This is a genomic window from Rhizobium moroccans, from assembly GCF_057559155.1.
In genome coordinates, this window is the sequence record NZ_JBHFJG010000001.1 from 300134 (window position 1) to 325624 (window position 25491).

The 25491-nt window shown below is 61.6% G+C and carries 26 protein-coding genes, 1 tRNA gene and 1 pseudogene; 15 read left to right on the forward strand and 13 right to left on the reverse strand.

Going from position 1 to position 25491, the window contains the following annotated elements; translation table 11 throughout:
- The first annotated feature begins 180 nt into the window (after positions 1 to 180).
- Positions 181 to 1395 carry a 5-aminolevulinate synthase gene (hemA, locus tag ACE04I_RS01345; protein WP_046796321.1) on the forward strand — a complete coding sequence of 405 codons (1215 nt, stop codon included), beginning with the start codon at positions 181 to 183 and terminating at the stop codon, positions 1393 to 1395.
- Between the two features lie 150 nt (positions 1396 to 1545).
- On the opposite strand, the gene dxr is transcribed toward hemA, so the two are convergent.
- Complete coding sequence (gene dxr, locus ACE04I_RS01350) at positions 1546 to 2730, reverse strand: 1-deoxy-D-xylulose-5-phosphate reductoisomerase (protein WP_046796322.1); 1185 nt, start codon at positions 2728 to 2730, stop codon at positions 1546 to 1548.
- 132 nt (positions 2731 to 2862) lie between these two features.
- Here dxr and ACE04I_RS01355 point away from each other — a divergent pair, with 132 nt between their 5' ends.
- Positions 2863 to 4080 (forward strand): FAD-dependent oxidoreductase, encoded by a 1218-nt coding sequence (locus ACE04I_RS01355; protein WP_046796323.1) that lies wholly within the window; start codon positions 2863 to 2865, stop codon positions 4078 to 4080.
- A gap of 30 nt (positions 4081 to 4110) precedes the next feature.
- On the opposite strand, the gene ACE04I_RS01360 is transcribed toward ACE04I_RS01355, so the two are convergent.
- A complete protein-coding gene (locus tag ACE04I_RS01360; protein ID WP_082118445.1) occupies positions 4111 to 4998 on the reverse strand; it encodes a cell wall hydrolase in 888 nt (295 codons plus the stop codon).
- A 357-nt stretch (positions 4999 to 5355) separates the two neighbouring features.
- On the opposite strand from ACE04I_RS01360, the gene ACE04I_RS01365 reads away from it, so the two are divergent.
- The gene (locus ACE04I_RS01365) at positions 5356 to 5919 is read left to right on the forward strand and encodes a putative glycolipid-binding domain-containing protein (RefSeq protein WP_046796324.1); all 564 of its coding nucleotides are present in this window, start codon (positions 5356 to 5358) and stop codon (positions 5917 to 5919) included.
- 63 nt (positions 5920 to 5982) lie between these two features.
- On the opposite strand, the gene ACE04I_RS01370 is transcribed toward ACE04I_RS01365, so the two are convergent.
- Positions 5983 to 6059: transfer RNA gene (locus tag ACE04I_RS01370), tRNA-Arg, on the reverse strand.
- Between the two features lie 64 nt (positions 6060 to 6123).
- Complete coding sequence (locus ACE04I_RS01375; protein WP_046796325.1) at positions 6124 to 7284, reverse strand: M20 aminoacylase family protein; 1161 nt, start codon at positions 7282 to 7284, stop codon at positions 6124 to 6126.
- A 156-nt stretch (positions 7285 to 7440) separates the two neighbouring features.
- Between ACE04I_RS01375 and ACE04I_RS01380 the strand changes: the two genes are divergently transcribed.
- Together ACE04I_RS01380 and ACE04I_RS01385 are read left to right on the forward strand one after the other, a co-directional pair.
- Complete coding sequence (locus ACE04I_RS01380; RefSeq protein WP_245282146.1) at positions 7441 to 8538, forward strand: D-alanyl-D-alanine carboxypeptidase family protein; 1098 nt, start codon at positions 7441 to 7443, stop codon at positions 8536 to 8538.
- 13 nt (positions 8539 to 8551) lie between these two features.
- On the forward strand, positions 8552 to 9721 hold the full coding sequence (locus ACE04I_RS01385; RefSeq protein ID WP_046796327.1) for a CobW family GTP-binding protein: 1170 nt from the start codon (positions 8552 to 8554) through the stop codon (positions 9719 to 9721).
- A 5-nt stretch (positions 9722 to 9726) separates the two neighbouring features.
- Here ACE04I_RS01385 and ACE04I_RS01390 read toward each other — a convergent pair whose 3' ends face one another.
- The 5 genes from ACE04I_RS01390 to ACE04I_RS01410 form a co-directional block, all read right to left on the reverse strand.
- The gene (locus ACE04I_RS01390; protein WP_046796328.1) at positions 9727 to 9960 is read right to left on the reverse strand and encodes a sulfurtransferase TusA family protein; all 234 of its coding nucleotides are present in this window, start codon (positions 9958 to 9960) and stop codon (positions 9727 to 9729) included.
- Positions 9957 to 11246: a L,D-transpeptidase family protein gene (locus ACE04I_RS01395; protein WP_137326708.1), complete on the reverse strand. Its 1290-nt coding sequence runs from the start codon at positions 11244 to 11246 to the stop codon at positions 9957 to 9959. The genes ACE04I_RS01390 and ACE04I_RS01395 overlap by 4 nt, the downstream gene beginning before the upstream one ends.
- A 173-nt stretch (positions 11247 to 11419) precedes the next feature.
- A complete protein-coding gene (locus ACE04I_RS01400) occupies positions 11420 to 12373 on the reverse strand; it encodes an acetyl-CoA carboxylase carboxyltransferase subunit alpha (RefSeq protein WP_046796329.1) in 954 nt (317 codons plus the stop codon).
- A gap of 64 nt (positions 12374 to 12437) precedes the next feature.
- Positions 12438 to 13382 carry a site-specific tyrosine recombinase XerD gene (gene xerD, locus ACE04I_RS01405; RefSeq protein WP_046796330.1) on the reverse strand — a complete coding sequence of 315 codons (945 nt, stop codon included), beginning with the start codon at positions 13380 to 13382 and terminating at the stop codon, positions 12438 to 12440.
- A 7-nt stretch (positions 13383 to 13389) separates the two neighbouring features.
- Entirely contained in the window at positions 13390 to 13545 is a 156-nt protein-coding gene (locus ACE04I_RS01410; protein ID WP_170986323.1) for a hypothetical protein, read from the reverse strand.
- Between the two features lie 133 nt (positions 13546 to 13678).
- Here ACE04I_RS01410 and ACE04I_RS01415 point away from each other — a divergent pair, with 133 nt between their 5' ends.
- The 3 genes and pseudogenes from ACE04I_RS01415 to ACE04I_RS01425 all read left to right on the forward strand — a co-directional run.
- Positions 13679 to 14269 carry a shikimate kinase gene (locus tag ACE04I_RS01415; protein ID WP_046796331.1) on the forward strand — a complete coding sequence of 197 codons (591 nt, stop codon included), beginning with the start codon at positions 13679 to 13681 and terminating at the stop codon, positions 14267 to 14269.
- A complete protein-coding gene (gene aroB, locus ACE04I_RS01420; protein ID WP_046796332.1) occupies positions 14266 to 15396 on the forward strand; it encodes a 3-dehydroquinate synthase in 1131 nt (376 codons plus the stop codon). The genes ACE04I_RS01415 and aroB overlap by 4 nt, the downstream gene beginning before the upstream one ends.
- 11 nt (positions 15397 to 15407) lie before the next feature.
- Positions 15408 to 16283 (forward strand): annotated as a pseudogene (locus tag ACE04I_RS01425) (HlyC/CorC family transporter); the annotation flags it as partial.
- 71 nt (positions 16284 to 16354) lie between these two features.
- Here the strand turns inward: ACE04I_RS01425 and ACE04I_RS01430 are convergent.
- Complete coding sequence (locus ACE04I_RS01430) at positions 16355 to 16636, reverse strand: BolA family protein (protein WP_046796334.1); 282 nt, start codon at positions 16634 to 16636, stop codon at positions 16355 to 16357.
- Between the two features lie 103 nt (positions 16637 to 16739).
- On the opposite strand from ACE04I_RS01430, the gene ACE04I_RS01435 reads away from it, so the two are divergent.
- From ACE04I_RS01435 to ACE04I_RS01450, 4 genes are all read left to right on the forward strand, one after another.
- Positions 16740 to 17369 (forward strand): J domain-containing protein, encoded by a 630-nt coding sequence (locus tag ACE04I_RS01435; protein ID WP_487206417.1) that lies wholly within the window; start codon positions 16740 to 16742, stop codon positions 17367 to 17369.
- Positions 17370 to 17430: 61 nt separating this feature from the next.
- A complete protein-coding gene (cobS, locus tag ACE04I_RS01440; protein WP_046796428.1) occupies positions 17431 to 18423 on the forward strand; it encodes a cobaltochelatase subunit CobS in 993 nt (330 codons plus the stop codon).
- A gap of 17 nt (positions 18424 to 18440) precedes the next feature.
- Positions 18441 to 20336, forward strand: a complete 1896-nt coding sequence (gene cobT / locus ACE04I_RS01445; RefSeq protein WP_046796336.1) for a cobaltochelatase subunit CobT — start codon at positions 18441 to 18443, stop codon at positions 20334 to 20336.
- Entirely contained in the window at positions 20336 to 21346 is a 1011-nt protein-coding gene (locus ACE04I_RS01450) for an esterase-like activity of phytase family protein (protein WP_052760476.1), read from the forward strand. The genes cobT and ACE04I_RS01450 overlap by 1 nt, the downstream gene beginning before the upstream one ends.
- A gap of 21 nt (positions 21347 to 21367) precedes the next feature.
- Here ACE04I_RS01450 and ACE04I_RS01455 read toward each other — a convergent pair whose 3' ends face one another.
- Both ACE04I_RS01455 and rpmB read right to left on the reverse strand, forming a co-directional pair.
- Entirely contained in the window at positions 21368 to 22003 is a 636-nt protein-coding gene (locus ACE04I_RS01455) for a queuosine precursor transporter (protein ID WP_046796337.1), read from the reverse strand.
- 113 nt (positions 22004 to 22116) lie between these two features.
- A complete protein-coding gene (gene rpmB, locus ACE04I_RS01460) occupies positions 22117 to 22407 on the reverse strand; it encodes a 50S ribosomal protein L28 (RefSeq protein WP_046796338.1) in 291 nt (96 codons plus the stop codon).
- Positions 22408 to 22659: 252 nt separating this feature from the next.
- Here rpmB and ACE04I_RS01465 point away from each other — a divergent pair, with 252 nt between their 5' ends.
- The 3 genes from ACE04I_RS01465 to ACE04I_RS01475 are packed head-to-tail and all read left to right on the forward strand — an operon-like array spanning position 22660 to position 25044.
- Positions 22660 to 23430 carry a DUF3108 domain-containing protein gene (locus ACE04I_RS01465; RefSeq protein ID WP_046796430.1) on the forward strand — a complete coding sequence of 257 codons (771 nt, stop codon included), beginning with the start codon at positions 22660 to 22662 and terminating at the stop codon, positions 23428 to 23430.
- Positions 23431 to 23459: 29 nt separating this feature from the next.
- Positions 23460 to 24347 carry an aromatic amino acid exporter YddG gene (gene yddG / locus ACE04I_RS01470; RefSeq protein ID WP_046796339.1) on the forward strand — a complete coding sequence of 296 codons (888 nt, stop codon included), beginning with the start codon at positions 23460 to 23462 and terminating at the stop codon, positions 24345 to 24347.
- Positions 24348 to 24384: 37 nt separating this feature from the next.
- On the forward strand, positions 24385 to 25044 hold the full coding sequence (locus tag ACE04I_RS01475; protein ID WP_052760477.1) for a lysoplasmalogenase family protein: 660 nt from the start codon (positions 24385 to 24387) through the stop codon (positions 25042 to 25044).
- Here ACE04I_RS01475 and ACE04I_RS01480 read toward each other — a convergent pair.
- Positions 25030 to 25473: a cupin domain-containing protein gene (locus ACE04I_RS01480; protein WP_046796341.1), complete on the reverse strand. Its 444-nt coding sequence runs from the start codon at positions 25471 to 25473 to the stop codon at positions 25030 to 25032. The two genes, ACE04I_RS01475 and ACE04I_RS01480, sit on opposite strands and share 15 nt — an antisense overlap.
- Between the last annotated feature and the right edge of the window lie 18 nt (positions 25474 to 25491).

Here is a 25491-nt window from a genome sequence, read left to right on the forward strand (position 1 = left end):
CCGCCTTTTTCGTGCCGGCTTGACGCAAATCAAATAATCAGTTTCAGATTTTCGCTAGCTGTTCATTGGAATAATTCAAAAAAGTCGGGCCAAATGCCGCAGGCGGCTTTTATTCTCTCGCAGCAGGGTTGACGAAAAGCGGCCTACAAACCAAAACCAAGCAAGGTTCTGGAGTGTGACATGGATTTCGAGGCGTTTTTCAAGAGCGAGCTGGACGGGCTTCATCAGGAAGGCCGTTATCGGGTGTTCGCCGATCTTGAGCGGCATCGCGGCAATTTTCCGCGTGCCACGCGTCACACCCCCGATGGTCCGAAGGAAGTGACCGTCTGGTGTTCCAACGACTATCTCGGCATGGGCCAGCATCCGGCTGTGATCGCGGCCATGAAGGAAGCCATAGATCACTGTGGCGCGGGTGCGGGAGGCACCCGGAATATCTCTGGCACCACCCACCACCATGTTCTGCTCGAGCGCGAGCTTGCCGATCTGCACGGCAAGGAAGCCGCGCTCGTCTTCACCTCCGGGTACATCTCCAACTGGGCGACGCTCGGCACGCTGGGCGCCAAGATCCCCGGCCTGATCATCTTCTCCGATGCGCTGAACCACGCCTCGATGATCGAAGGCATCCGCTATGCCAAGTGCGAGCGGGTGATCTGGAAGCACAACGATCTGGCCGATCTCGAAGCCAGGCTCGCGGCGGCCGATCTGAACGCGCCGAAGCTGATCGCCTTCGAATCCGTCTATTCCATGGATGGTGATATTGCGCCGATCAAGGAGATCTGCGATCTCGCCGACAAATACGGCGCCATGACCTATCTCGACGAAGTCCACGCGGTCGGTATGTACGGCCCGCGCGGCGGTGGTATTGCCGAACGGGAAGGCCTGATGGACCGCCTGACGGTCATCGAAGGCACGCTCGGCAAGGCATTCGGCGTCATGGGTGGCTATATCGCCGCCTCGGCCGCGCTCTGCGACTTCATTCGCTCCTTCGCTTCCGGCTTCATCTTCACCACGGCGCTGCCGCCGGCGCTTGCCGCGGGCGCGGTCGCCTCGATCCAGCATCTGAAGGCAAGCCCCTTCGAGCGCGTCCGCCATCAGGACCGGGTGCGCAAGCTGCGCGCCATGCTCGACCAGCGCGGCATTCCGCACATGAACAATCCGAGCCATATCGTTCCGGTCTTGGTCGGTGATGCTGCGAAGTGCAAGTGGATCTCGGATATCCTGCTCGATACCTGCAATATCTATGTGCAGCCGATCAACTACCCGACCGTGCCGCGCAAGACGGAACGCCTGCGCATCACACCGACGCCGCTGCATTCGGATGCCGATCTCGAGCATCTCGTCGGCTCGCTGCATCAGCTCTGGTCGCGCTGCGCGCTGGCGCGCCACGTGGCGTGATTAGTCTGAAGGCTCGCCGCCGCCTTCGTCATCCTCGGGCTTGTCCCGAGGATCTAAGCCATTTCAGCACCATCGACGTGGATAGATGCTCCGGACAAGCCCGAGCATGACGGCGGAGTGTTGAATGACGCTCGCAGTTGGAATAGCCGCTTAAGCCACCATCTCTCCCCGCGCGATAACCTCTCTGGCCCGCCGGCGTGCTTCGGCATCGGCGGCAAAGACCTCCTCCATGGTCGAGGCGGCGCTGAACTGCACCATGTCTTCCATCACCCGTTCGACGACATCAGCCATCGAGAGAAAACCGATGCGTCCATCGCAGAAGGCATGGAAAGCGGTTTCTTCCGCTCCGTTCATCACCGCGCCCTGCACGCCCCCGCGCTCGAGTGCCGTCCGCGCAAGTCTGAGCGCCGGAAAGCGGATTTCATCGGGTGCCTCGAAGTCCAGTCGGGCGAGCTTGGCGAAATCGAGCCGTTCCACGTCAAGCTTCGGCCGGTTCGGATAGGTCAGCGCATAGCCGATCGCGGTGCGCATGTCGGGACAGCCGAGTTGGGCCAGCACCGAGCCGTCCGTGTAGCCGACCATGGAATGGATGATCGATTGGGGATGGACGATCACCTCGATCTGTTCGGGACGGAGATCGAAGAGATGTTTCGCCTCGATCATCTCCAGCGCCTTGTTGAACATGGAGGCGCTGCCGATCGAAATCTTCAACCCCATCGACCAATTGGGGTGCGCCCGAGCAATATCGGCCGTCACGCCCGCCATCCGTTCCCGCGTCCAGGTGCGGAACGGCCCGCCGGAAGCGGTCAATACGATACGCTCCACCGCGTGGTGCTGGTCATCCTCGAGCGACTGGAAGATCGCGCTATGCTCGCTGTCGACCGGGATCAGCCGCCCGCCGCCTTCGGCCACCGCCTTCACGAAGAGTTCGCCTGCCGAGACAAGGCATTCCTTGTTGGCAAGCGCGATATCCGCACCGCGTCTTGCTGCGGCCAGCGTGGGAGCAAGGCCGGCGGTGCCGACGATCGCCGCCATCACCCAGTCAGCCTCCATGGAGGCTGCCTCGATCAGCGCTTCGCGCCCCGCCGCAACCTCCGTTCCGCTGCCGGCGAGCGCCTCCTTCAATTCGGCGTAGCGGCTCTCGTCCGCCGTCACCGCCAGCCGGGCGCCTGAGCTGCGAGCCTGCTCGGCAAGCAGCGTGATATTGCTGCTGCCGGTGATCGCGACGACGTCGTAGGCATCGCGCCCGCCGAGCTGGTTGACGACGTCGAGGGTGTTGACGCCGATCGAGCCGGTGGAGCCGAGAATGCTGATGCGACGTTTGTCAGCGGCCATGAAATTCCTCGTTCATGAAACTGCCGCTGGTCTACAAGCGAAAGCGGCGGCTCACAAGAGCAGCCTTGAATTCGATCCGGCTGCGACCATGTGCTGCTTGATCGGCGATCGGGATCGAAGCCAAATAGAGCCATGAGCGAAAAAACGGAAATCAGCGCTACTTGCGCCATTGCTGGAGCCGGGCCGGCTGGGCTGATGCTCGGCTTATTGCTGGCGCGCGCTGGCGTGGATGTCGTCGTGGTGGAAAAGCACGGCGATTTCCTGAGGGATTTTCGTGGCGATACGATCCATCCTTCCACCTTGGAGGTGATGCGCGAACTGGGCCTGATCGAGGAATTCCTGAAGTTGCCGCATACTCGCGCGCCGAAACTCTCGGCCGAAATGGGTGGCCGGACGGTGACGATCGCCGATTTCTCCCGCCTGCCGGTCGGCAATCGTTTCATCGCCTTCATGCCGCAATGGGATTTCCTGAGCTTCCTTGCCGGACAGGCGAAGCTTTATCCGAATTTTCGGCTGGTGATGCAGGCAAGGGTGGATGGGCTCTTGGAGGAAGAGGGGAGAGTTGCCGGCCTTGTCGCCGAGACGCCGGATGGGCCGCTTTCCATCCGCTCCAAGCTGCTCATCGGTGCCGATGGCCGCAATTCCGTCGTGCGCGAAAAGGCCGGGCTTGAAGTTGAAAGCTTCGGAGCTCCGAGCGAAGTCGTCTGGATGCGGCTGTCGAAACAATCGGGTGATCCGCAGGAAGCGATGGGCCATGCCGGCCCGCGCCAGGGTTTCGTGCTGATCGATCGCGGCGATTACTGGCAATGCGGCTATGTCATTCGCCGAAGCACCTTCGCCGAAATCCGCGGGAAGGGGATCGAAGCGTTTCGGCAAATGGTGATCGAGGTTTCGCCCTTGCCGGCGGATCGCGTACAGGAAATCCGCAGCTTCGACGATACGAGCCTTCTGACGGTGCGCATCGATCGATTGAAGCAATGGTGGCGGCCAGGCCTGATCTGCATAGGCGATGCTGCGCATGCCATGTCGCCGATCGGCGGCGTCGGCGTGAATCTCGCGATCCAGGATGCAGTCGCGGCCGCCAATATCCTGTCACGGCCGCTTCGTGAGGGGAGGCTTTCCGATGCGGACCTTGCCGCCGTGGAGAAGCGCCGCGGTTTTCCCACCAGAGCCACGCAGAAGCTGCAATTGATGATGCGGAGCAGCCGTCGCGCCGATCAGGTGGATGAGCGGAAACGCCAAGGGCCGCCGGCTTTCGTCCGCGGCATCGCCCGCTGGCCGTTGCTCGCCCATCTCGCCGGCCGCCTGATCGGCCTCGGCTTTCGCATGGAGCACGTCAGGCCGCGCTGACCATTTTTTTTGCCCAAGCGACCGGTGGCTTTACTGCAGCGTATTGGTCCCGGAGCGAAGTGGCCCCGTGCCGGTATTTACCGCTGCAACTTCCGCGGCCGACGCGCCGGGCAGTTCAGGCCGTCGGATTGGAACTGGAACTATCGACGGCAGGATAGGATCCTCAACCGAAATCGATGTCTCCGCAGGAGATGCAGCAGCCGCAATTGCAGATGTATCGGCCTGTACGGGAGATGATGCCACATCCGTTGCCGGTGAAGCGGTTGGCGCGGTTGCCTGCGCCAGGTCGGTAATCTCCGTCAGGCCCTGGGAGGCCGGTGAGGGCTGAGCAAAGCTCAGAACGTATTCGCCGGATTGTCTTGGGGCGGGGGTTTGCAGATCGCCGTCCCGGCCACGCTTTTCGTAGAAGGCGTTGCCGCCGGCAACGGTCACGTAGTGCATGTTCCGATAGGGAAACTTCAATCCGCTCTGATGAAAGAACATGGCATTCTTCACCTGCGGGTGCCGCTCGCCCCGAAGGATGGCGTCGGCGGCTAGTTCGAGTTCAGGGGCCGTTTCCTCTTCCATTTTCCGCGTCATCACGCCCGGGGCGAATTGTTTCTCCTGGGAAACCACGCCGCAAATCGTGCCGGGATAGGCGCCGGAGGTCAGCCTGTTCATCACCACGCTGCCGACGGCCATGAAGCCGTTCTTGCTCGATCGCTCGGATTCGAAATACATTGCCCTTTTCAGGCATTCGCGGTCGGCGGACGTGTAGTTGTAGACCCGTTTCTTCGAAGCTCCTGCCGGAACGGCGCTTGCCTTGATCGCGTCGGCGTCGATGGAGGAAGTTGTCTGGGATGACGTGCAGCCTGCCAGAAGCAGCAGGCCAGTCAGCAAAGTCAGCCCGCGAATCCGGGCGCAGCGAATCGCCGTCATGAGAATCGTCCCCGCGATAAAATTCCACAAATCACTTCGGCGGGGAAATAATTACTCCACGGTGGAACTTAGATCAAGCCCGCATCCAGTAAGTCGGCGGGGAGGGTGAATTGCGGCGAAAAATCGTTTCTGGAGTGGTGGAAAAGCGGAAGTGCTGCTGTGCTGCGAAGTAGTCACGGGCAAGAGCAGAGGGGCTTTGCAGGTCAGTGATTCACAGGTATTCTGACGGCCTAGGACGTGATTGAGGACCATTCATTTAGGCTGAAGATTTCTCGTGACTCCGTGAGCCGATCCCCGCGATTCGGTGGGAGCCCTCTAGAGACAGCTTGCATCCTGGTCGAAATCAAGGAGCTCATCATGAGCAAATCGGTCCTTTTCTGGCGAGGCGCGGATACCGAAGGCTTGGAGCGCCTGGAGCTTGTTGTGGAGCCCGAGGGAATAAAGGCCACGTCAACCGTCATTTGCCTTCAATCCGGCGGTTGCCGGGTGGATCATCGTTGGCGGCTCGACCCCGATTGGCATGCGCAGTCCGTCGTTGTCGAACGCTGGAACGCGGAGGGCCACGGGATGCTGAGGCTGGAGCGAGCTGGAGCCGGCTGGCAGGTAGACGGCAAGCCGCGGGCCGATCTCGAAGGCGCTGCAGAGCCGGATCTGTCGATCACCCCTTTCTGCAACACTTTACCTATCCGTGAGATGGCGAAGACCGGAAGTGAGAGCTTCACGCTTGACGTCGCCTTCATCGATGGGCCGGCGCTGACTGTTGCGCGTTCAAGGCAGCGCTACGACCGGCAAGGTCCCGGGAAGCTCCGCTATGTCGACCTGGGGCTGTCTTCGGGTTTTGAGGCGGATCTGGTGGTCGACGAAGAGGGATTGATACTGCGATACGAGCATCTCTTCGAGCGGGTGTCGGCATCTGCCTGACATTGCCCGAAGGTTCGCTCGTCAAGGTGAGATAAGATAGCGCCGCAATCGACCAGGGCTTGATGGTGATCCCGGCGCGATTCGAACGCGCGACCCCCAGATTAGGAATCTGGTGCTCTATCCTGCTGAGCTACGGGACCACTTGGCACATCCATACAAAAGGCGTCTGCCGAAGCCAAGTCTTTTCCTCGGCGGATGCCGGGATCACTCGCTCAGCCGCTGTTCGGCCAACCTCACCCAGTAGGAAATGCCAAAGGCGATCGCTTCGTCGTTGAAGTCGTAGCCGGGATTGTGGAGAGGGGCGCTATCGCCGTTGCCGATGAAGATGAAGGCGCCCGGCCGGGCTTTCAGCATATAGGCGAAGTCCTCGCCCGCCATGCTCGGGTCGACGTCGGTGTCGACGTTTGCCGTTCCGGCCACTTCCTGCGCGATACCGGCTGCATGGAGCGTTTCCCGATCGTGGTTCACGGTCACGGGGCAGTTCCGCTCGTATTCGATCGCGGCTTCCGCGCCATGAGCGCCGGCGATACCCGCGACGATCTGGCGGATACGGTTCTCGGCAAGATCACGGATCTCTTCGCTGAGCGTGCGCACCGTGCCGCCGAGCATCGCCTCGTCCGGAATGATGTTGTGGGTGGTGCCGGCATCGAAACGCGTAACCGAGATAACGACAGAGCGCAGCGGATCGGCATTGCGGGCGGCGATCGCCTGCAGGCTGCCGACGATCTGCGACCCGATGAAGATGGGGTCGATCGTCCGGTGCGGCTGAGCGGCATGGCCGCCGCGTCCCTTGACGGTAATGGTGAAGCGGTCGGGGGCGGCCATGATGCCGCCCTTGCGGATCGCGAAACGGCCGACGGGAATTCCGGGCATGTTGTGCATGCCGTAGACTTCCTCGATGCCGAAGCGTTCCATCATGCCGTCCTCGATCATCGCGAGCGCGCCGGCCCCGCCTTCTTCGGCGGGCTGGAAGATCAGCGCCACGGCGCCGTTGAACCGGCGGGTTTCGGAAAGATATCTGGCCGCACCCAGGAGCATGGCCGTGTGCCCGTCATGGCCGCAGGCATGCATCCTGCCGGCCGTATTGGAAGTCCAGGGTTTGCCGGTGATCTCGGTCAGCGGCAAGGCATCCATGTCGGCACGCAGGCCGATGGTGCGGCCGGCCCCTTGTCCGCGGATGATGCCCACGACGCCGGTGCGGCCGATGCCCGTCACGATTTCGTCGATACCGAATTCCTTCAGTTTCGCTGCCACGAAGGCGGCGGTATTTTCGACGTCATAAAGAATTTCAGGGTTTTCATGAAGATATCGTCGCCAGCCGCTGACTTCGTCCTGCAGTTCGGCGGCCCGGTTCAAAATCGGCATATTGTTCCCTTATTTTTCGCTCACGCGGTTATGACTCGTCCTCCCCAGACGATACTGCCCCTCACGATTGACGCAATCAATCTTCTTTGCCATTGCTTGGCCACATAGGCCAACTATCCGCCCTACTCGTTAATCCAGGAACAACGAGGAACTATCTTGCCTCTATCGAAGCCCCGTCTGCCGTCCGCCACTCGGCTGATCTCAGCCTTGACGGCTCTGGCACTCCTTGGCTCCGCCGGCCATGCAGCCGCCAATCCGAAGATCGTGATCGATGTCAGGACAGGCCGTGTTCTTGAACACGAGGATGCCTTCCGGAAATGGTATCCGGCCTCGCTCACCAAGCTGATGACGGCTTATGTGACCTTCAAGGCGCTGAAGAGCGGCCGGCTTTCGCTCGATAGCGAGGTAGTGATGAGCAAGAGGGCGGCCGATCAGCCGCCGAGCAAGATGTATTTCAAGCCCGGCTCCAGGCTCACCATGGACAGCGCGCTGAAGATCCTCCTCGTCAAATCGGCGAATGACGTCGCGGTCGCCGTCGGCGAAACCGTGGGCGGCTCGCTCGACCAGTTCGTGGCGATGATGAATTCTGAGGCTCAGCGCCTCGGCATGACGTCCACGCATTTCATCAATCCGCATGGCTTGCCGGGGCAGGGGCAGTATACGACGGCGCGCGATCTTGCCATCCTGGCGCTGCAGTTGAAGCGCGAATTTCCTGAATTCGCGGGTTATTTCTCGCTCGAAGGCATCAATACCGGCAAGAAGAACTATCCTAATTTCAACATGCTGATCGGCCGTTTCGAGGGTGCGGACGGAATGAAGACCGGCTTCATCTGCGCAGCCGGCTTCAATCAGGTTTCTTCGGCGACCCGCAACGGACGAACAGTGATTTCAGTCGTGCTCGGCTCCGACAGCCTTGCCGGCCGCGCCGACGATTCCGCCGATTTGCTTCAGAAGGGGCTGACGATCGCGGCAAACCGCGGCGTGCCACTTGCCTCGCTTGCTCCCTATGGCGATACCGCCACGATCAACGATCTCAGCGACCAAATCTGCAATCGGGAAGCTGCCAAGGTCCGCAGCGAAGGGCGGGACGATGCCGGTCGCATGGTCGTGCATTCGCCCTATATCAAGGAAATGGCCCGCCCGCCGGTCTATAGCTTCGCCGGGCTCATCCCGGGTCCCGAGACTGTTGCAGGCAACAAGGGCGGGGAAGAGATCGCTAACGTGCCGATCCCCTTGCCACGTCCCACTTTTTGAACGGGAAAGTCCCATGTCTCACCCGCGCGGTCGCATTCCGGTCTCCATTCTCACCGGTTTTCTCGGTGCGGGGAAATCGACCCTGCTCAACCGCATTCTCAGGGACCCGGATACGAGCGACACGGCCGTCATCATCAACGAGTTCGGCGAGGTCGGCATCGACAATTTCCTGGTCGAGACCTCGGGCGACACGCTGGTCGAGCTTTCGAACGGCTGCCTTTGCTGCACCGTGCGCGGCGAATTGGTGGAAACGCTCGCGGGGCTTATGGATAGCATCCAGACCGGCCGGCTGAAGCCGATCCGCCGCGTGGTGATCGAGACGACCGGCCTTGCCGATCCCGCGCCTGTCATGCAGTCGGTCATGGGCAATCCGGTCGTCGCACAGAATTTCGAGCTGGACGGCGTCGTCACCCTCGTGGATGCGGTCAATGGACTTGCCACGCTCGACCGGCACCAGGAAGCCGTGAAGCAGGTCGCGGTTGCCGACCGGCTGGTGATCTCGAAGCAGGCGATGGCGGAAGCCGCGGAAGTTGCCGCCCTGAAATCACGCCTTGCCGCGCTCAATCCCCGCGCACCAATGGTGGATGGCGACCGCGCGGAAGCAGGCACTGCCGCGATCCTCGAAAACGGCCTCTATGATCCGGCCACGAAGATCGCCGATGTCGATCGCTGGCTGCGCGATGAAATCGCGCACGATCACGAGCATCATCATGATGAGGTGCATCACCATGACCACCATCATGAGCATGCTCACGGCCATCACCATCATCACCACGCTCACCATCACCATGACATCAGCCGTCATGGCGAGAACATCCGTTCCTTCTCGATCATCCACGACGAACCGATCGATCCGATGGCGCTGGAAATGTTCGTGGATCTGCTGCGCTCGGCCCATGGAGAGAAGCTGCTGCGCATGAAGGCGGTGGTGGCGCTTGCCGATAATCCCGAGCGGCCGCTCATCCTGCACGGGGTCCAGAGCATCTTTCATCCGCCACAGCGCCTGCCGAAGTGGCCGGAGGGTTCCGACCGGCGCACGCGCATGGTGCTCATCACGCAGGACCTGCCGGAAAGCTTCGTTGCGGATCTCTTCGCCGCCTTTACCGGCCAGCCGCAGGTGGATCGCCCTGACCGGGCGGCGCTGGAGGATAATCCGCTCGCCGTGCCCGGCATGAAGATGTAACTGGATCAGCCTTTCCGGATCAGGAAAAGGTGGCCGGTTTCGGTCTTTTCAGAACGCAAGAGCTCGTGCCCTTCCTGCCGGCAGAAATGCGGGATGTCGATCGCTGCCATCGGATCGCTGGTTTCGATCGCGAGTTCCGTCCCGCTCGGCAGAGTCGTCAGCCGCTTGCGGGTTTTCAAAACCGGCAGCGGGCACTTCAAGCCTCTGAGGTCATAGAGGCTGTCGGCGGGAAAAGTCATTCCTTGGCCCAGAACTTCCAGAAAGGCTTCTTCCTGTCGTCTGGAATCTGCGGCGCGGCATAGGCGAGCGGATTTTGCGCCGGGATCGGTACCGTGGTGGCCGTTCCTTCCGTGTTCGCCACCTGCGTTTCGGCGGGAGCCGGAGCCTGTGCCGGCGCCGGGCTGCCTGCAGCCTGAGGCAGGCGATCCTGCTTCATGCGTTCGGCGGCGGTGCCTGGACGTGAGGATACGGCGGCGACGGCGGTTTGAGCGGATTTGTTGGGAGTTGCCGTGCGCTTCTGCATCAGGGCGGCGAACTCTTCTTCCTTCATCAGCTTACCGGCGGCGAGCGAGGTGCCGGTCGGCGCATAGGCAAGGTCGCGGCCCTTGCGCTTGTCGGCGACGATCGCCTTGCGTTCGGCTTCGCTCGGCTCGTACCAGACCATGCCGTCGAGTTTCTTCACAGCCTTTTCGTAGGCGACGTCGTAGGTTTTTTCATAGGAGGCAAGGGCCATTGCCAGCGCCGGCGGGGTCGACATCGGCGGGCAGGCTTCGGCCGATCCCAGCTTGCCGCTGGCGTCCGTCTGCTGGTTGAAGACATATTTCTTCTCGCAGACATTCACCTCCGGCGGCCGCTTGGTGACCTCGAAGTTATCGTAGCCGACCTTCAGCATCTTCCAGAAGTCATGGTGCTCGCTGTTGCGGTGGCGGGCCATGTTTTCCGCCGTCATGCGGAATGGGAAGGCCTGCAGCTGCACCGATGTCTGGCCGCCTTTGAAGGCGTCTCGCGCAAAGGCATAGATTTCCAGAACCTGCTCGTCGGTCATCGAATAGCAGCCGGAGGAAGAGCAAGCGCCGTGAATCATCAGGTTCGAGCCGGTGCGGCCCATCGCCTGATCGAAGCGGTTCGGAAAACCGGTATTGATGGCGAGATAATATTTTGAATTCGGGTTGAGATGTGCGGGCGTGAGGTTGTAGAAGCCCTCGGGCGCCTGGCGGTCGCCTTCTTTCACCTTGGGGCCAAGCTTGCCGGACCAGGCGCAGATCTGATAGCTCGCGATCACGTCGAATCGATTATCGGCCTTCGCCTTCCAGACCTCGAGAACGCCCTCTTCCTTGAATATGCGGATCATGATCGGCGAGGTGCGCGGCATGTTCTTCTTCTGCATTTCCGCAATCCGGCGGGCAGGCAGAGGATGCTCGACCTTGTTCTTGACGGTGGAGATATCGACCGAATCCAAGGTGTCGTTGCAGCCCGCAAGAGTCGTGGCCAAGAGCAGGATGAAAGCGATATTTTTCAAGCGCATCGGTACAAACCAGTTGGGCTGCGAATAGGTCGGCACGAAACTCGATAATAAAGCGGTAATCTTTATATCGTCTTAACCGCTTGTCCCCGTCTGTCCAGCAAATCGCGACCGCGACTCACTCTTATCAGCAATGTGGCCAAAATTGGCTATTTTTCAGGCGCAGCCTGTTCGAATCAGAGATTCCGGCCGATATCGAGGAATTTCTGCCGCCGCGCGGCGCGCACCTGGTCTCCCGAAAGTTTCCCGAGATCCTGCAGCGCGGAGGTGATTACCTTGCCGGTGGCGGCGATCACGGTCTGCGGATCGCGATGAGCTCCGCCGAGCGGTTCGGGGATGATGTCGTCGATAATGCCGAGAGCCTTCAGATCATCGGAGGTGATCTTCATGTTGGTGGCGGCCTCGCGGGCGCGGGTCGAATCACGCCAGAGAATGGAGGCGGCGCCTTCCGGCGAAATGACGGAATAGATCGCGTGCTCGAGCATGTAGACGCGGTTGCCGGTAGCAATCGCGATCGCCCCGCCCGAGCCGCCTTCGCCGATCACGACGGAAACCATCGGGACCCGCACCGCAAGGCAGGTCTCGGTCGAGCGGGCAATCGCTTCCGCCTGTCCGCGTTCTTCCGCTCCGACGCCGGGATAGGCGCCCGCGGTATCGATCAGCGAGATGATAGGCAGGCCAAAACGGTCAGCCATTTCCATGATGCGGATCGCCTTGCGGTATCCTTCGGGGCGCGGGCTGCCGAAATTGTGCTTCAGCCGCGATTTGGTGTCATGGCCTTTTTCCTGGCCGATCACGGCGACGGCGGTGCCGTTGAAGCGCGCGAGACCTGCCTGGATCGCCGCGTCCTCGCCGAAATTGCGGTCGCCGGCGAGCGGCGTGAAATCGGTGAAGAGCTGTGCGGCGTAATGGACGAAATGCGGGCGCTGCGGATGGCGCGCGACCTGCGTCTTTTCCCAGGCGCCGAGCTTGGCGTAGATTTCCTTCGTCGCCTCGCGAACGCGCGTTTCGAGCCGGTTGATCTCGTCGGAGGTGTCGATGCTCTCGTCCTCGGCCGCGAGTTTCTTCAACTCGTGGATCTTGCCTTCGAGGTCAGAAATTGGCTTTTCGAAATCAAGATAAGTCTGCATGAGATCCGGCTTCCGATCTTTATTATCTCAGGGACGCGGTGTTCCCATTCTTTGTTTGCGGCCTCTAATCCCGGTTTTTGGCCTGTTTTGCAAGAGGGTGGTGCGTTTGCACCAGCTCATGAAGCCTTTCTTCCTGCACATGCGTATAGATCTGGGTTGTGGAAATGTCCGAATGGCCGAGCAGTTCCTGAACCACGCGAAGGTCCGCTCCATTGTGCAGAAGATGGCTTGCGAATGCATGGCGCATCACATGCGGGGAGATTGCGGCGGCTCTAAGTCCGGCTCGCGCGGCAAGTCCCTTCAGGTCTCGGGCAAAGACCTGTCGGGGCAGATAGCCCTCCTTGCCGGAAGAGGGGAAGAGCCAGGGACTATCGGCGATATGCTCCGAGGTCTTCTCTCTTGCCGCGCCATAGTTCCGCATCGCCTCGATTGCCGAGCGGGAGAGCGGCACAAGCCGATCCTTGTTGCCCTTGCCCCGGATCATCAGGAAACGGCCTTCCTGGTCGAGTACTTTCGCCGGCAGGGAGACGAGTTCGCTGACACGCATTCCCGTGGCATACAGCAATTCGAGGAGCGCGAGCATCCTGAGGCGCGAAAGCTGGTCAGGCCCCGGCTCGGCCGCTTCTCGCGCCGCCTGTTCAAGAAGGCGGGTCACGTCGGCTTCGCTCATGATCTTCGGCAGCGCCCTGCCTTTCTTCGGTGCATCGAGAATAGCGGTCGGATCGTCCGTACGCAGCCCCTCGGCATAGAGGAACTTGTAGAATTGTCGCATCGCCGAAAGCCGCCGCGCCTGGGATGATGCGGCAAATCCCTGCCTTCCCAGATGAGCGAGATAGGCGGAGAGATCGGCGCTCTCGGCATTGAGCGGCGAGGTCTTGCGATTGACGAGAAAGGAATGCAGGTCTTCCAGGTCGTGCTCGTAGGAGGCAAGCGTATTGCCCGCCGCACCGCGCTCGGCGCTCATCATCTCCAGAAAAGCTTCGATATGGGCGCGGGAAAGATCGGCCATGAGCCACTCACTCCTTTGCCGGCGGGTTGAGCCGCTCCGAGGGCACCCGCACGGTTACGTCCCGCTCGCGCGGCTCGACGAGCATCACCAGGGCCTGCATGCTTCCATAGATCAGGCCGGCGATCGCCGCGAGCACGAACAGGAAGCGAAAGAGGGTGGGCATGCGCGGGCTTTCTTCGGCGTTTCCGGAACGTTGACCGCCGACTATATGCGGAAAGCCTCGCAAGTGCGCAAGAAGCTACCCTTGACGCTGCCGGTGCATTTGTCGATACCGTTTTTTGAAACGGAACCGGACAATGAACGAAGCTGCAACATCCGTCGCCCAAAACCTGAGCGAACAGGCGCGCGCTGCGCTCGGCAAGCGCAACCTCGTCTTCGTCGGTCTCATGGGTGCCGGCAAATCGGTGATCGGCAGGCTCGTCGCCCAGGCGCTTTCGATACCGTTCATCGATACGGATGCCGAAATCGAGCGGGTTTCGCGCATGACGATCAGCGAGCTGTTCGCCGCCTATGGGGAGCAGGAGTTCAGGGCGCTGGAGACCCGGGTGATCGAACGGCTGCTGAAGGGCGGACCGCGGGTCGTCTCCACCGGCGGGGGCGCTTTCATCAACGAGAACACAAGGCGGCAGATCAAGCTCGGCGGTGTCTCGATCTGGCTGAAGGCCGATCTCGACATTCTCTGGGAGAGGGTGAGCAGGCGCGACCACCGGCCGCTTCTGAAAACCGAGAACCCGAAGCAGACGCTCGAGAACCTGATGATCCAGCGCTATCCGATCTATGCGGAGGCGGATCTCACGGTCGAGTCGGAAGACGTCCGCAAGGACGTCATGGTCAAGAATGTGTTGGCGGCCGTCGTAGGCCTTGCCGGCGAAGGTGAGAGACGATGAACATTTCCTCCCGGCATCCGGAACGTCTGGTGCATGTGCCGCTCGGCGAGCGCGCCTATGATATCCTCATCGGCCCTGGGCTGATTTCGCGGGCCGGCGGAGAGATCACCACGCGGCTGAAAGGCCGCCGCGCAGCCATCGTCACCGACGAACATGTGGCGCCGCTTTATCTCGAAGCTCTCATGGACAGCCTGCAAACGGACGGTATCGAAGCGGTTTCGCTGACGCTGCCGGCGGGCGAGAAGACCAAGAGCCTGGAGCATCTGGCGACCGTGACCGACATGGTGCTGTCGGCCCGCATAGAGCGCAACGATGCGGTGATCGCGCTCGGCGGCGGCGTGATCGGCGATCTCGCTGGGTTTGCGGCCGGCATCGTGCGCCGCGGCGTCCGTTTCGTGCAGATTCCGACCTCGCTCCTGGCGCAGGTCGATTCCTCCGTCGGCGGTAAGACCGGCATCAACAGCCGCCATGGCAAGAACCTGCTCGGCGTCTTCCATCAGCCGGATCTCGTGCTTGCCGATACGGCTGCGCTCGACAGTCTCTCCGAGCGCGAATTCCGTGCCGGCTATGCCGAGGTGGCGAAATACGGGCTGATCGACAAGCCGGATTTCTTCGCCTGGCTCGAGAAGAACTGGGGCCAGGTCTTTGCCGGCGGGCCGGAGCGGATCGAGGCGATCGCGGTAAGCTGCCAGGCCAAGGCGGACGTGGTAGTGGAGGACGAGCGGGAGACCGGAAGGCGCGCACTCCTCAATCTCGGCCATACCTTTGGGCATGCGCTGGAAGCGGCGACGGAATATGACAGCCGCCGTCTGGTACATGGGGAAGGGGTCGCGATCGGCATGGTGCTCGCTCACCAGTTCTCCGCGCGGCTGAACCTCGCAAGCCCGGACGATGCCGAGAGAGTCGCAGCTCACTTGAAAGCCGTCGGCCTTCCGACTTTGATGAGCGACATTCCCGGCAAGCTGCCGCCGACCGAAAAATTGCTCGACGCGATCGCGCAGGACAAGAAGGTCAAGGGCGGTAAGCTCACCTTCATTCTCACCCGCGGCATCGGCCAGTCCTTCGTTGCCGACGACGTTCCTGCTTCGGAAGTTCTGAGTTTCCTGGAGGAAAAGCGGCCGAAATGACATCTGCAGGAGGTTTCCTTTCACGCTTCGTCAACGCGCTGATCCGCGGTCTCCTGCGCTCGTCGGGCACGCGCCTTTCTCCGGAAACCCTGGCGCGTTCAAGCCACGACGATTTGCACGAGGCGCTCGATCTCATTCATCGCGAGGGTAATTTCGACAAGTCCGCCGACCGCGACCGCCTAAGCGGCCTTTTCGATCTGGAGGAGCTGGAAGTCTCCGACGTCATGCGTCACCGCACCGCCATGCGGGCGGTCAATGCAGACGATCCGCCCGAAGTGGCTGTCCGCACCATCCTTGAAAGCCCCTATACCCGCATGCCGCTCTGGCGGAACTCGACCGAAAACATCATCGGCGTGATCCATGCCAAGGACCTTCTGCGCGCGCTTGCGGAGCCGGGAGTCGAGCCCCAGACATTGGACATCGTGAAGCTGGCGCAGAAGCCCTGGTTCGTGCCCGACAGCACCAGCCTCAAGGATCAGCTCAACGCCTTCCTCCGGCGCAAGGTGCATTTCGCCGTCGTTGTGGACGAGTATGGCGAGGTGCAGGGCATCCTCACGCTGGAGGATATCCTGGAGGAGATCGTGGGCGACATCGCCGACGAGCACGACATCGACATCCAAGGCGTTCGCCAGGAGGCCGATGGCTCGATCGTGGTCGATGGCTCGGTGCCGATCCGCGACCTCAACCGCGCTCTGGACTGGTCGTTGCCGGACGAGGAGGCGACCACGATCGCCGGCCTCGTCATCCACGAATCGAAGCTCATTCCGGAAGAGCGCCAGGCCTTCACCTTCTACGGCAAGCGCTTCATCGTCATGAAGCGGGAGAAGAACCGCATCACCCGATTGCGCATCCGGCCGGCGGAAGAGGCCACGCTGCCTGGGGAGTAGCCGTTTTTTCTTCCTCGGCAGCACTCGCGAGACTTGGCTGCCGAGAGAGGAATCCCATATATGTCCTCGTGCTACCACCGCGTCGCTTCGCCGGGTGCCGCCGCCTCGACCGCGAGAGCATGAAGGCCGGCGTCGAATTCTTCCTTCAGGAGCGCATTCACCGTCCGGTGCCGTTCAAGGCGGCTCAGGCCTTCGAACTTCTTCGAAACGATGCGCACCCGCATATGCGTCTCGCCGTCTCCCGTCATGCTCGGCTGATGGCCGGCATGCTGGCTGCTCTCGTTGATGACGATCAGGCGCTCGGGTTCGAGTTCTTCGGCCAGCCGGGCTTCGATGCGTGCTTTGACGGACATTTCGGTCTCCGTTGCGTCGCGAAAGGGGCAACCCAAAAACCAGTAAGAAAGCACTTTGTCAATTCTTGTCGTGCCCATGCCGGCAACCCATAATGAGGGCCTTATGAAGCTCGACTCCAAATATTTCGACCGCATCCGGACCCGCCGGAAAAGGGAGCAGGAAACCGTGGCCCAGGCCCCCACCTGCCAGTGGGACGGCTGCGACAAGCCCGGTGCTCATCGCGCCCCCGTCGGGCGCAATGCGGAGGGCCAGTTCTTCCTGTTCTGCTTCGAGCACGTCAAGGAATACAACAAGGGCTACAATTACTTTTCCGGCCTTTCAGACAACGAGATCGCCCGCTACCAGAAGGAAGCAATCACCGGTCATCGGCCCACCTGGACCGTCGGCGTCAACAAGGCCGCCAAGGATGCGCCGCTCCATTCCACGGCACGCTCCGGGTCTGCCTATACGCAGCAGCGCTACAAGGATCCGTTCGGCTTCGTGTCGCAGGCGCGAGCAGGTGGCGGCGGACGCTTCCAGACGCAGGGCCGCAAGCTGAAGGCGCTGGAGGCAAAGGCCTTCGATACGATGGGGCTTGCCGCCAGCGCGACATCGTCCGAAATCAAGAGCCGCTACAAGGAACTGGTCAAGAAACACCACCCGGATGCCAATGGCGGGGATCGTGGATCGGAGGAACGTTTTCGCGCTGTGATCCAAGCATATCAGTTGTTGAAGCAAGCCGGTTTCTGCTAAGCGATAGAATGAAAGCGGAATGGAATTGCGGCCGGGCGGCGGTCCGTGCCTTGGAGAGATGATGAGTAAGATTGATCTTGATATTTCCAACCTTCCCGACACCACCGTTTCAGTACGGGAAGTCTTCGGCATCGATACCGACCTCAGGGTCCCGGCCTACAGCAGCGGCGACCCCTATGTGCCCGATCTCGATCCCGATTACCTTTTCGACCGCGATACCACGCTTGCGATCCTGGCGGGCTTCGCCCATAACCGCCGCGTCATGGTGTCGGGCTTTCACGGCACCGGCAAATCCACGCATATCGAGCAGGTCGCCGCGCGGCTCAACTGGCCTTGCGTGCGCGTCAATCTCGACAGCCATGTCAGCCGTATCGATCTCGTCGGCAAGGATGCGATCGTTCTGAAGGACGGCAAGCAGGTCACCGAGTTCAAGGACGGCATCCTGCCCTGGGCCTACCAGCACAATGTCGCGCTCGTGTTCGACGAATACGATGCCGGCCGCCCTGACGTGATGTTCGTCATACAGCGGGTGCTGGAATCCTCCGGCCGCCTGACGCTTCTTGACCAGAGCCGCGTCATCCGCCCGCATCCGGCATTCCGGTTGTTCGCGACCGCCAATACCGTCGGCCTCGGCGATACGACGGGTCTCTATCACGGCACGCAGCAGATCAACCAGGCGCAGATGGACCGCTGGTCGATCGTGACCACGCTGAATTATCTGCCGCACGAGAAGGAAGTCGATATCGTCGCCGCCAAGGTGAAGAGCTTCGGCGCGACGGCGGAAGGCCGCGAAACGGTTTCCAAGATGGTGCGCGTTGCCGATCTGACCCGTTCGGCCTTCATCAACGGCGATCTCTCGACCGTCATGAGCCCGCGTACCGTCATCACCTGGGCCGAGAATGCGGAGATCTTCGGTGATCTCGCCTTTGCCTTCCGCATCACCTTCCTCAACAAGTGCGACGAACTGGAGCGCACGCTGGTTGCCGAACAGTATCAGCGCGCCTTCGGTGTCGAACTGAAGGAAAGCGCCGCCAGTATCGTACTGAGCGCATAAGGAATACGGCATCGCAAATGGCAGGCCGCGGAGACAATTCGAGAACTAAGGCCGGCGGACCGGTCGATACCGAGCCGTTGCGTCAGGCGATAACCGGCTGTGTCCGGTCGATTGCCGGCAGTGGCGAGGTGGAGGTCACTTTCGCTAACGAGCGGCCGGGGCTTGCGGGCGAACGCGTCCGCCTGCCGGAAATCTCCAAGAGGCCGACGGCCCATGAGCTCGCGGTAACGCGCGGCCTCGGCGATTCGATGGCGCTGCGCCTTGCCTGCCACGACACCAACCTGCATGCCAGCCTCTCGCCTCAAGGGACCGACGCCCGCGTCATCTTCGACGCCGTGGAGCAGGCGCGCGTGGAGTCGATCGGCGCCAACCGGATGGCCGGCGTTGCTGCCAACCTCAACTCCATGCATACGGAGAAATACGCCAAGGCGAATTTCTCCGGCATCGAGCGCCAGGAGGATGCGCCGGTCGGCGAGGCCGTTGCCATGCTGGTGCGCGAAAAGCTGACCGGCGTCAGTCCACCGGAAAGTGCCGGCAAGGTGCTCGATCTGTGGCGCCCCTTCATCGAGGAAAAGGCCGCCGGCGATCTCGACAACCTGAAGAACGTCATCGACGACCAGCAGGCCTTTGCCCGTCTGGTCCGGCACATGCTTTCCTCGATGCAGATGGCCGAGGACCTCGACGGCGAGGATACCGAGCCCGAGGAGATGGAAAATCCGAGCGAGGAGGATCAGCCTAGCAGCGGCGAGACCGAAAACGAGGAAGTCGAGGAAGAGGCGGGGTCCGACGCCGCGCCGGCCGAGCAGAGCGAAGCCGCCGACGAGGAACTCGACGAAGGCGAGATGGATGGCGCCGAAATGTCGGACGACGACATGTCGGACGACGACGCCGATCACTCCGAAACGCCGGGTGAGACCCGCCGTCCGAACAGCCCCTTCGACGATTTCAACGAGAAGGTCGACTACAAGATTTTCACGCAGGAATTCGACGAGGAGGTCCTCGCCGAGGAGCTTTGCGACGAGACCGAACTCGACCGGTTGCGGGCCTTCCTCGACAAGCAGCTCGCCCACCTGCAAGGAGCGGTGGGACGTCTTGCGAACCGCTTGCAGCGCCGCCTGATGGCGCAACAGAACCGTTCCTGGGACTTCGATCTGGAAGAAGGCTACCTCGATCCGGCGCGGCTTTCCCGCCTCATCATCGATCCCATGCAGCCGCTCTCCTTCAAGAAGGAGCGCGACACGCAGTTCCGCGACACTGTGGTTTCGCTCGTCATCGACAATTCGGGCTCGATGCGCGGGCGGCCGATCACGGTCGCGGCCACCTGCGCGGACATTCTTGCCCGCACGCTGGAACGCTGCGGCGTCAAGGTCGAAATCCTCGGCTTCACCACCAAGGCGTGGAAGGGCGGGCAATCGCGCGAGAAGTGGCTCGCCGGCGGCAAGCCCGGCACGCCCGGCCGTCTCAACGACCTGCGCCACATCGTCTACAAGTCGGCCGATGCGCCCTGGCGGCGCTCGCGGCGCAATCTCGGCCTGATGATGCGCGAGGGGCTGCTCAAGGAAAACATCGACGGCGAAGCTTTGATGTGGGCGCATCAGCGCCTCATTCACCGGCGCGAGCAGCGCAAGATCCTCATGATGATCTCGGATGGCGCGCCGGTGGACGACTCGACGCTGTCGGTCAATCCCGGCAACTATCTGGAGCGGCACCTGCGTGCGGTGATCGAGCAGATCGAGACGCGGTCTCCTGTCGAGCTGCTGGCGATCGGCATCGGGCACGACGTGACCCGTTACTATCGCAAGGCGGTGACGATCGTCGATGCGGATGAGCTTGCCGGCGCCATGACCGAGCAGTTGGCCGCTCTTTTCGAGGAAAATGCCGCCCGGCAGGGCCGCGCGCGCCGGGCAGGATAATGGCCGCATCCAGGGCCGTTCCCTTGCGGTTTGCGGTCTGCGCCGCGCTCTTGTTCTGTGGCACGGCATCGCCCCTGGCTCCCGCGATGGAGTTTTCGCCCGTCACGGCGAGGCCTATCACGACCTTCAAATCCGGTTCCGAGCAGCGGGAGTTCGGCAAGCTCGAATTCCTGGGAGGGATTGATTTCCGCTCGTCTGACCCGAGGGTCGGCGGTATATCCAGCGTCCGGTTTCGCGCCGATGCCCGATCCTTCGTCGCCATCTCGGACAATGGCGATTGGATCACCGGTTCGATCGTCAGAAACGCCGAGGGCAGGCTTACAGGTCTCAGCGAGGTTCGCGTGGCCCCGATGATCGACGCACGAGGCTACAGGAAGATCTCCAAGTCCGAAATGGATGCGGAAGGGCTTGCCCTCCGGCAAGGTGAGGCGATCGTGAGCTACGAGGGCCGTCACCGGATCGACATCTACCCCGACCCGGGCTTCCAGATCTCAAGGCCATCGAAGTCCATGGATTTCGTCATTCCCCGGGAGGAGCTCAGGGGGAATGGAGGCTTGGAGACGGTGGCGGTCTCGCCTGTCGACGGCCCGCTTGTAGGAGCGGTGGTGACGATTGCGGAGAGAAGCATCGATACCGACGGCAATCTGTTTGCTGCCGTTCTCGAAGGGCCGCTCAAGGGCATTTTCAAGGTGGCGAGGCACGATCCCTTCGACGTGACGGATGGCGTATTCCTGCCGAATGGAGACCTTCTCCTCTTAGAGCGGAGCTTCAGCTTCACGAGCGGCGTCGGCATGCGGCTGCGCAGGATCAAGGGCGACAGCATCCGCCCCGGCGCGCTGGTGGATGGCGAGGTGCTTCTCCAGGCGGACATGGGTTACGCAATCGACAATATGGAAGGGCTGGATATCATCGAAGGCCCGGACGGATCGACGCGCATCATCCTTGTCTCGGACGACAACACATCCTTCCTGCAGCGCAATCTGATGCTGGAATTCCGCCTGACGGAATGATCAGCCGGCAGGCGGAGGGGATCAGGCCGCCTTTGTCGGCGGCATCGGCTTCAGCACGCTCATCAGCGCGCCATAGGGCATCAACAGCACGACACCCGCCAGAATCTTCACGCCGAGATCGCCCAGCGCCCAGGAAATCCAGCGCGGCGCTTCCGTGGCGAATATGCCGAGGACCGGCGCCCATTCGATCGCGAACTCGTCATTCGGACCGATGAAGACGAAGAAGGATGCGAAGGCAAGCGAGAAGAACAGCGCCGTGTCCATGATGGAGCCGAGGACGGAACCCGCGAGCGGCGCGTGCCACCAGGTCTGCCGGCGCAGCCTGTTGAAAACCGAGATGTCGAGCAGCTGGCCGATCAGGAATGCGGTTCCGGAGGCGACCGCGATACGCGGCATGGCCGTCCAGAACGAAAGAATCACGCCGGCCACGAAACCCGCGAATACCACGCGGCGGGCAATTGCAGGCCCGAACTGGCGATTGGTGAGATCGGTGACGAGGAAGGCGACCGGGTAGGTGAAGGCACCCCAGGTCAGAAGGTCGCCGAGCTGGATGCCGAGGAACGAGCCCGAAAGCGGGAACTGCACCAGGAAGTTCGAGGCGACGACGACGGCCGTCATCAGGGCTGCGTAGATTGCGGTATAGCGGGCGTATCGCATTTTTTTATCCTGGGAGATGCCACCAGTTGGAGTTCTATGAAGCCTCAAGAGAAAAGGCTTGCCCGGAATATCCGTTCAAGCCTTCTTCAAGAGCCGGATGTGAGACGTGAAGCTCAGGCGGCTTCAGCGGTCTTCTTGACGATCTGGCGGCGCAGCAGGCGAGCGCGCATCGACAGTTCGTTTTCATGGGCCTTCAGCAGGAAAGCGTCGAGACCGCCGCGATGCTCCACCGAGCGCAGGGCATGGGCGGATACGCGCAGGCGGTAGCGCTGGCCGAGGACGTCGGAAATCAGGGTAACCTGGCACAGGTTCGGCAGGAACCGGCGGCGGGTCTTGTTGTTGGCGTGGCTTACATTGTTGCCGGTCTGAACGCCCTTGCCGGTCAGTTCGCACACACGGGACATGGATACACCTTTGTTCTTATTCAATCGAATGGTACTTCCGGACAATGTCCGGTGCGCCGATCCAATTGGTCCTGATTGGAAAGTTGGGCTCCCTATAGTCAGTGAGGTTCCCCTCGTCAAGCCAAAATCCGTCTTCGGGTCTGGCAAGCCTTCCCTTCATCCCCGGATAAGCCGCTATTTTCTTGCCATAGTGCAGGCTCTATATGGTTGTAAAGGGCGGTTCCTCCGCTTGAAGTCAGGCAGGTGGCCATCATGGTTCTTCGCGCTCGTTCCGTTCTCGCCCTCGTCGTGGCCGTGGCTCTCGCGCCCGTTTCGGCCGGCACGGCCGAAATCCGCCATGTGAGCGAATACGATATCTCTCTTGGCGTCCTGCCGATTGCGAAGGCCTCCTTCGCCAGCGAATTCGGCAGCAGCGACTATAAGATTTCCGGCACCTTCAGGTCATCCGGTCTTGTCGATATCATCACGAGGATCTCGGCCCAGACGACCGTGAGCGGCAGAAAGCGCGGGGATCGGCTGGAGGCGCAGCGTTACAATCTCGTCTACCGCAACGGCAAGCGCACCCGCATCTACGATGTCACCTACCGCAACGGCAATGTTACGGAGACGACGGTAAAGCCCGAGCCGAGGCGACCGGAGAATTGGGTTCCGGTGACGGAAAAGGACCTGCAGGCGGTGCTCGATCCTCTGAGCGGCCTCGTCTTCCCGGCGGATGCGAAGGTCTGCCCGAACCGGCTGCCGATCTATGACGGCGAATCGCGCATGGATCTCGTCCTCACGCCGAAGGGAACCAGGCAGTTCTCCACCAAAGGCTTCAAGGGAGAAGCCATCGTCTGCGATATTCGCTATGTGCCGAAGTCGGGTTACCGGCAAGGCCGGAGCGATATCGAGTTTCTGCGCAAGACGTCGATGGAAATCTGGTTTGCCAAGGCCCAATCGGTGAATGTATATGCTCCTGTCTATGCCCGCATCCCAACGAGGATGGGGCAGGTTTACGTGACGGCCGTCAAATACGGGGACTGACGCCCGTCACGATGTCGAGGGGGGCAAAGTTGAAAATCCGAGGCACCTTGATCGGCTTCACGGCGATCCTCATGTGGTCGCTGCTGGCATTGATGACGGCTGCCTCCGGCAAGATGCCGCCATTCCAGCTTTCGGCCGTCACCTTTGCGATCGGCAGTCTTCCCGGCATCATCCTGTTTCTCTTGAAGCCGCAGCGCATCGCGCTCCTTCGCCAGTCGCCGAAGGTCTGGCTCACCGGTATCGGCGGATTGTTCGGCTATCATTTTCTCTATTTCACCGCGCTCAGGAATGCGCCGGCTGTCGAAGCCGGGCTCATCGCCTATCTCTGGCCGCTCTTGATCGTCGTCGGCTCGGCGCTGCTGCCGGGCGAGAGGCTGCGCTGGTATCACGTCGCCGGCGCGCTGGCGGGCCTTGCCGGCACGGTGACGATCGTCTCGCGAAACGGCCTGTCCTTCGACGATGCCTATGCGGTCGGATACGGCGCAGCCTTCCTCTGCGCCTTCACCTGGTCAGGCTATTCGCTGCTGACGCGCCGGTTCGAGCGCGTTTCGACGGATGTCGTGACGGGTTTCTGCCTGGCGACCTCGGTTCTCTCGCTCGCCTGCCATCTGGCTCTGGAAACCACCGTCTGGCCGGAGAATGGCGGTGAGTGGCTGGCGGTCGTGGGGCTCGGCCTCCTGCCGGTCGGAGCGGCCTTCTATGCATGGGACTACGGCGTGAAGAACGGTGATATCCAGATCATCGGCGCGGCAAGCTATGCGGCGCCGCTTCTCTCGACGCTCATCCTTGTCGCTTCCGGCTTTGCGGAGGCCGATTGGCGCATCCTGGTCGCATGCCTGCTGATCACCGGCGGCGCGGTGCTGGCGGCGCGGGACATGCTGCGGCCGAGGCGGGCGGAGACAGTCTTGGTGGAATAGGGCGCATCCGGGGGGCGGATGTGTTTGGGGGGACATCGTGGATTTTCTGGCTCTGGCGGTGCTTGCCGCCTCAATCGTGCTTGCGCTCGGTTATTTCCGTTGGCTGGAAAGGCCGGCGAGCCATTACCGCGCGATATTCAAGACGCTTCCGGTCCTCCTGCTCGCAGGCTATGCCGCCCTTTCGGGTGCGCCCGCATTGTTGCTCGCCGCCCTGCTGCTCGGTGCCATTGGGGATGCCTTTCTCGCCTATGACGGTAAGCCCGCCTTCATCCGCGGCCTTGCGGCATTTCTTCTTGCCCATCTCGCTTATGTCGGGCTCTTCTGGCCGGCGCTCGAACCCGAAATCATCATCACCGAGGCCTGGCGCTATGCCGCCGCCTGGACGCTCGTCATCGTATTTTCCATGATGCTCTTCGTACTGTGGAAGCCGGCGGGCGCGCTTGCTCCGCCGGTCGCAGCATACGCGCTGGCGATCATCGCCATGGCGCTCTCTGCGCTTGCGGTGGGCGGGGTCTCGCTTTTTGCCGGAGCGGCGCTTTTTACCGTTTCGGATATGGCGCTGGCGATCCAGACCTTCCTTGTCGGCCCAAAGTCACCTGCGGCGGGAAAGCTGAGGCCGTTGATCTGGGGCAGCTATTACGCCGCCCAATTGATCCTGACGCTCGCGATCGCCGGCCTTCCTCTACTCGCCGGCTGACGGCTCCCAGCCGGGAGGGGCCATTTCGAAACTCGAGAATTCGAAGCCGGGCGCCACCGTGCAGCCGACCAGCGTGAAACTGCCCGCCGGTTCCGCCGATTGCCATGCGTCTGCCGGAACGACCGCCTGCGGGCGCTCGCCCTTCGTCAGATCAATGCCGAGCGTCACCGTTTCGATATTCCGCCCGTCCCTGGAGATGCGCAGGAGCAAGGGATCGCCCGCATAAAAATGCCAGACCTCCGCCGCGTCCCAGACGCGATGCCAGTGGGATCGTTCGCCGGCCTGCAGCAGATAGTAGATTGCGGTCGAAGGGCCTCGGTCGGTGCCATTCCCGTCGCGAAACGTCTGCACATACCAGCCTCCTTCCGGATGAGGCTGCAAGCCAAGCGTGCGGATGATCTCCTCGGCCTTCGAATTCGAAAGAGACATGGTGTTTTCCTGTGATGA

What these genes read in the sequence shown, in the direction of transcription:
- hemA (WP_046796321.1), top strand. Translation starts at nt 181, where the DNA reads ATGGATTTCGAGGCGTTTTTCAAGAGCGAGCTGGACGGGCTTCATCAG.
- dxr (WP_046796322.1), bottom strand. Translation starts at nt 2,730, where the DNA reads ATGGCCGCTGACAAACGTCGCATCAGCATTCTCGGCTCCACCGGCTCG.
- ACE04I_RS01355 (WP_046796323.1), top strand. Translation starts at nt 2,863, where the DNA reads ATGAGCGAAAAAACGGAAATCAGCGCTACTTGCGCCATTGCTGGAGCC.
- ACE04I_RS01360 (WP_082118445.1), bottom strand. Translation starts at nt 4,998, where the DNA reads ATGACGGCGATTCGCTGCGCCCGGATTCGCGGGCTGACTTTGCTGACT.
- ACE04I_RS01365 (WP_046796324.1), top strand. Translation starts at nt 5,356, where the DNA reads ATGAGCAAATCGGTCCTTTTCTGGCGAGGCGCGGATACCGAAGGCTTG.
- ACE04I_RS01375 (WP_046796325.1), bottom strand. Translation starts at nt 7,284, where the DNA reads ATGCCGATTTTGAACCGGGCCGCCGAACTGCAGGACGAAGTCAGCGGC.
- ACE04I_RS01385 (WP_046796327.1), top strand. Translation starts at nt 8,552, where the DNA reads ATGTCTCACCCGCGCGGTCGCATTCCGGTCTCCATTCTCACCGGTTTT.
- ACE04I_RS01390 (WP_046796328.1), bottom strand. Translation starts at nt 9,960, where the DNA reads ATGACTTTTCCCGCCGACAGCCTCTATGACCTCAGAGGCTTGAAGTGC.
- ACE04I_RS01395 (WP_137326708.1), bottom strand. Translation starts at nt 11,246, where the DNA reads ATGCGCTTGAAAAATATCGCTTTCATCCTGCTCTTGGCCACGACTCTT.
- ACE04I_RS01400 (WP_046796329.1), bottom strand. Translation starts at nt 12,373, where the DNA reads ATGCAGACTTATCTTGATTTCGAAAAGCCAATTTCTGACCTCGAAGGC.
- xerD (WP_046796330.1), bottom strand. Translation starts at nt 13,382, where the DNA reads ATGGCCGATCTTTCCCGCGCCCATATCGAAGCTTTTCTGGAGATGATG.
- ACE04I_RS01410 (WP_170986323.1), bottom strand. Translation starts at nt 13,545, where the DNA reads ATGCCCACCCTCTTTCGCTTCCTGTTCGTGCTCGCGGCGATCGCCGGC.
- ACE04I_RS01415 (WP_046796331.1), top strand. Translation starts at nt 13,679, where the DNA reads ATGAACGAAGCTGCAACATCCGTCGCCCAAAACCTGAGCGAACAGGCG.
- aroB (WP_046796332.1), top strand. Translation starts at nt 14,266, where the DNA reads ATGAACATTTCCTCCCGGCATCCGGAACGTCTGGTGCATGTGCCGCTC.
- ACE04I_RS01430 (WP_046796334.1), bottom strand. Translation starts at nt 16,636, where the DNA reads ATGTCCGTCAAAGCACGCATCGAAGCCCGGCTGGCCGAAGAACTCGAA.
- ACE04I_RS01435 (WP_487206417.1), top strand. Translation starts at nt 16,740, where the DNA reads ATGAAGCTCGACTCCAAATATTTCGACCGCATCCGGACCCGCCGGAAA.
- cobS (WP_046796428.1), top strand. Translation starts at nt 17,431, where the DNA reads ATGAGTAAGATTGATCTTGATATTTCCAACCTTCCCGACACCACCGTT.
- cobT (WP_046796336.1), top strand. Translation starts at nt 18,441, where the DNA reads ATGGCAGGCCGCGGAGACAATTCGAGAACTAAGGCCGGCGGACCGGTC.
- ACE04I_RS01450 (WP_052760476.1), top strand. Translation starts at nt 20,336, where the DNA reads ATGGCCGCATCCAGGGCCGTTCCCTTGCGGTTTGCGGTCTGCGCCGCG.
- ACE04I_RS01455 (WP_046796337.1), bottom strand. Translation starts at nt 22,003, where the DNA reads ATGCGATACGCCCGCTATACCGCAATCTACGCAGCCCTGATGACGGCC.
- rpmB (WP_046796338.1), bottom strand. Translation starts at nt 22,407, where the DNA reads ATGTCCCGTGTGTGCGAACTGACCGGCAAGGGCGTTCAGACCGGCAAC.
- ACE04I_RS01465 (WP_046796430.1), top strand. Translation starts at nt 22,660, where the DNA reads ATGGTTCTTCGCGCTCGTTCCGTTCTCGCCCTCGTCGTGGCCGTGGCT.
- ACE04I_RS01480 (WP_046796341.1), bottom strand. Translation starts at nt 25,473, where the DNA reads ATGTCTCTTTCGAATTCGAAGGCCGAGGAGATCATCCGCACGCTTGGC.